Here is a 3,997-nt window from a genome sequence, read left to right as displayed (position 1 = left end):
GCTGCGCTTATCACCGTCGCCCCAGTGCTCATCTGTCATCTCATTGCCACCGAGACTAAACCAAGCAATATCTTTACGTTGAGTTCCAAGATCTACGCGACCGGTAAAGAACTCTGCGGCGATATCGGCAAGATATGTCTTACGGATACGGGCAAGCTCTGCGACCGCTTCTCGCATATCGAGTTCATTATCGTTGAGATCCCATTTGTTTGCCCAGCCACCCATAAATGTTTCAGGTGAATCGGGGATATCAACATGCATATCGCGTGGCATTGAATAAGTGTTGTTAGAACCATTTTGGGTGCGCGAGATTTCATCGCCCATGGTGATCATTGGTACACCAGCAGATAACATCAAAGTTGCCATGATGGACTTCTTCAAGGAATGACGATGCTTAGTGATTTCAGGGTCATCGGTAGGACCTTCAACCCCCAAGTTCCAGGTGCGATTGTCATTGGAACCGTCACGGTTCTCTTCTTGATTTGGCTCATTATGCTTTTCTGCATACATCACCAAGTCAGCGAGACTAAAACCATCGTGTGCGGTCACGAAGTTAATAGATGAAGTTGGCCCGCGATAGTAGAAAACATCTGAAGATCCGCTGATACCGGCAGCAAGATCTGAGACTCCTTCGCCATATCCACGTGCAAGGTCGCCCAACCAGAACTGGCGGACTGAGTCGCGATAGCGATCGTTCCACTCGCGCCATGGATGAGGGAAGTCTCCCAGTGAATATCGTGAGATATCCCAAGGTTCGGCAATCATCTTAAAGTTACGCAATACAGAGTCTGCTTCGATCGCTGACATCAAGGATGAATTAAATGCTGAATTGCTGGTGTACAGCGCTGTTGCGAGATCGAAACGGAAGCCATCTACTCCAATGACTTCAACCCACCAGCGCAACGAATCCACAATATGGCGAACTGCGTGAGGATTGCTTGCAGCCAGAGTATTTCCGCACCCTGTGACATCAACGTAGTTGCCATTGTTATCTTGGCGATACCAGGCCTTGTTGTCGATGCCTTTGAAAGAAAGGGTTGGTCCACCCACTCCGCCTTCAGCAGTGTGGTTATAGACAACATCGAGATAGACCTCGATACCTGATTCGTGTAAACGATCGACCGACCATTGCAACTCTGAAATGGGATCATCCGTTGCTGCGTACTCTGCATGCGGTGCGGAAAATGCAATTGCGTTATAGCCCCAGTGATTCTTACGACCGCGATGCCAGATACCTGGCTCAGTTGCATAGGAATGAATAGGAAGTAATTCAATTGCAGTCACACCGAGATGTTGCAGATGAGCGATGGTGCTTTCATGACCCAATGCTTTATATGTTCCGCGCTCTTCTGCAGGGATGCGAGTGTTCTTTGCAGTCAGTCCCTGAACATGAGCTTCATAAATAACTGTAGATGTCCATGATGTAAGTGGGCGATGAATTTCGCGAGCGCGGTGATCGGTCACAACTGAGTAAGGAACAAATCCTGCGCTATCGCGATCATCGCGAACATTGGTATCTCCGGCACCAGTTCCATCAGGAGATACATGGGAATAAATCTCTGGGACGTACTGAACTTCACCATCGAGGCGGTGGGTATATGGGTCGATCAAAAGCTTAGCTGCGTTAAAACGCGTTCCGTATTCTGGTTGCCATGGACCATAGATGCGATAGCCATAACGTTGTCCGGCGCGAACTCCCGCAAGGTATCCGTGCCAGATAGGTCCATTGCGGTGGGAGAGTGCGAAACGAGTCTCTACTAACTTTCCATTGACCTCATTGAAGAGGCAGAGTTCGACGGCATCTGCCGCGTTAGTCCAGATAGCAAAGTTGCAGCCGCCATCGGTAAGAGTGGCGCCAAGCGTTCTGGGATCGGCCGGATGCATGGAGGTAGTCTGCCGTGCAGGTATCGGTGAATCGCTCGTTTTCACTGAAAAAACCTGCAAAGAAAAATCTCGCTAGGTCATTGTGGCAAAGGCTACCCATCAGTAACATCACGCCCATGAAGATTGCGGTGTGTGTAAAGCAGGTCCCAGATTCATGGGCTGAGAAGAAGATGGTCAATGGTCGCCTCGATCGCGAGAGCGTTGACGCGGTACTCAACGATCTCGATGAATATGCAGTCGAAGAAGCGCTGAAAATTGCTGAAGCCCATGGTGGCAATGAGGGCGATGATGCTGCACATTCGATCACAGTCATTTCCATGGGGCCAGATCGTGCAACCGATGCAGTCCGGAAAGCGCTTTCTATGGGTGCCAATGATGCGCTCTTGGTTACCGATCCAGCGCTCGCCGGCAGCGATGCACTGATGACATCAAAGGTTCTCGCAGCAGCAATTGCAGCAGGTGGATATGACCTTGTTATCTGCGGAACAGAATCTACTGATGCTCGTATGAGCGTTGTGCCAGCGATGATCAGCGCTCGTCTGGGTTGGGGTCAGCTGACATTCGCATCTCGCGTTGAAGTCGATCCTGGTGCGTCAAAAGTTTCCATCACTCGCACAACTGAAGCTGGTGTCGATGAGATTTCAGCATCTTTCCCAGCGGTGATCAGCGTTGTTGAGAAAATCAATGAACCTCGCTACCCATCCTTTAAAGGAATCATGGCCGCGAAGAAGAAGACGATTGAGACAAAAGATTTGGCAGCGATTGGCGTTGCAGCCGAATCTGGTTGGTCTGAAGTCAAAGATGCAACTCCACGTCCACCACGTGCTGCTGGAGTCAAGGTCACAGATGACAATGGCAGCGGCGCAGAAGCACTAGTTAATTTCCTAGCAGAGAAGAAGTTGATATGAGCACAGTATTAATCCTTGCTGATTTCTCAGGAGATAAGGCCACTAAAACCACGGCAGAGCTTGCTACAGCAGGCGCTCGTATCGGTGAAGTAACAGCCGTTGTTCTCGCTGCACCTGGAGCGGGAGCAAGTCTTCTTACAACTGTTAATCAAGGACCGATTGCAAAAGTTCTCGTAATCGAATCTGCAGATTTCGCCGCTTGTGGAGTTCCGGCAGCAGCCGATGCACTGGCACAGGTCGCAAAGAACCACTCTGCCGCCGCAGTGTTGGTTGCATCCCATGCGTTCGGTAAGGAGGTTGCGGCACGAGTTGCAGTGGCTCTCGAATCCGGAATCATCACCGATGCAGTTGATGTCGATGCAAGTGGTGTTGCAACTCAATTAGTTTTCGGTGGATCTACAACAGTGCATTCTGCGGTAAGCCACGGAATACCTGTTATCACTGTGCGACCAAACTCAGTCGCTGCAGATTTCAGCGCTTCAACTCCCGCAGTCTCCAACGAGACGGTCACGATTGCTGATAGCTCTAAAAAATCGTGCATCTCCTCAACTCAACCGCCAGTAAAGGGTGGTCGACCAGAACTCACCGAGGCGAACATTGTTGTCTCAGGTGGTCGTGGCACCGATGGAAACTTTGCCGCGGTTGAAGGTTTTGCAGATTCTCTCGGCGCCGCAGTGGGTGCATCACGTGCTGCAACTGATGCCGGTTGGTATCCACATTCACATCAAGTTGGTCAGACAGGTAAGACTGTCAGCCCTGCTCTCTACGTTGCATGTGGAATCTCTGGTGCGATTCAGCACCGCGCAGGTATGCAGACTTCCAAAACAATCGTTGTCATCAATAAGGACCCGGAGGCTCCACTCTTTGAAATCGCAGATTTCGGCGTAGTCGGAGACCTCTTTGCCGTGCTTCCTGCAGCAACCGAAGGGGTAAAGGCCCGTAAGGCCTAAGCCTTCTCTTCAATCTAGACTGCTCTCTATGAGCATCTACCTCAATTGCGGCAGGGTTCATCGGCGTTGTAGCCGCATGATCGATGTAGATGCTCACGAGAGCAGTCTAGTTTGAAGGAAAGAGTTAGGCCTTACGTGCCTTAACCCCTTCTGTGGCTGCAGGAAGCACGGTGAAAAGGTCGCCGACTACCCCGAAATCTGCGATTTCAAAGAGTGGAGCCTCCGGGTCCTTATTGATGACAACGATTGTTTTGG

General features: G+C 50.6%; 3 protein-coding genes and 1 pseudogene. 2 read left to right on the top strand and 2 right to left on the bottom strand.

All coding sequences use genetic code 11. The annotated features are described in order from the left end of the window. Window positions 1–1,884: glycogen debranching protein GlgX (glgX, locus tag ACKOVI_RS06405; protein WP_509603255.1), on the bottom strand; the 1,884-nt coding region annotated here is incomplete at its 3' end. Window positions 1,885–2,000: 116 nt separating this feature from the next. Between glgX and ACKOVI_RS06400 the strand changes: the two genes are divergently transcribed. Both ACKOVI_RS06400 and ACKOVI_RS06395 read left to right on the top strand, forming a co-directional pair. Beyond that, window positions 2,001–2,792 (top strand): electron transfer flavoprotein subunit beta/FixA family protein, encoded by a 792-nt coding sequence (locus ACKOVI_RS06400; protein ID WP_509603254.1) that lies wholly within the window; start codon window positions 2,001–2,003, stop codon window positions 2,790–2,792. Further along, window positions 2,789–3,742, top strand: a complete 954-nt coding sequence (locus tag ACKOVI_RS06395; RefSeq protein WP_509603253.1) for an electron transfer flavoprotein subunit alpha/FixB family protein — start codon at window positions 2,789–2,791, stop codon at window positions 3,740–3,742. The genes ACKOVI_RS06400 and ACKOVI_RS06395 overlap by 4 nt, the downstream gene beginning before the upstream one ends. A 124-nt stretch (window positions 3,743–3,866) precedes the next feature. Here ACKOVI_RS06395 and ACKOVI_RS06390 read toward each other — a convergent pair. Further along, window positions 3,867–3,997, bottom strand: a pseudogene (locus tag ACKOVI_RS06390) (electron transfer flavoprotein subunit alpha/FixB family protein); the annotation flags it as partial.

Source organism: Candidatus Planktophila sp., assembly GCF_046070465.1.
Taxonomy (GTDB): Bacteria; Actinomycetota; Actinomycetes; order Nanopelagicales; family Nanopelagicaceae; genus Planktophila.
This window is presented reverse-complemented; position numbering and strand designations above follow the sequence as displayed.

Excerpts from the sequence above, each read along its gene's own strand:
- ACKOVI_RS06400 (WP_509603254.1), top strand. The coding sequence starts at position 2,001 with ATGAAGATTGCGGTGTGTGTAAAGCAGGTCCCAGATTCATGGGCTGAG.
- ACKOVI_RS06395 (WP_509603253.1), top strand. The coding sequence starts at position 2,789 with ATGAGCACAGTATTAATCCTTGCTGATTTCTCAGGAGATAAGGCCACT.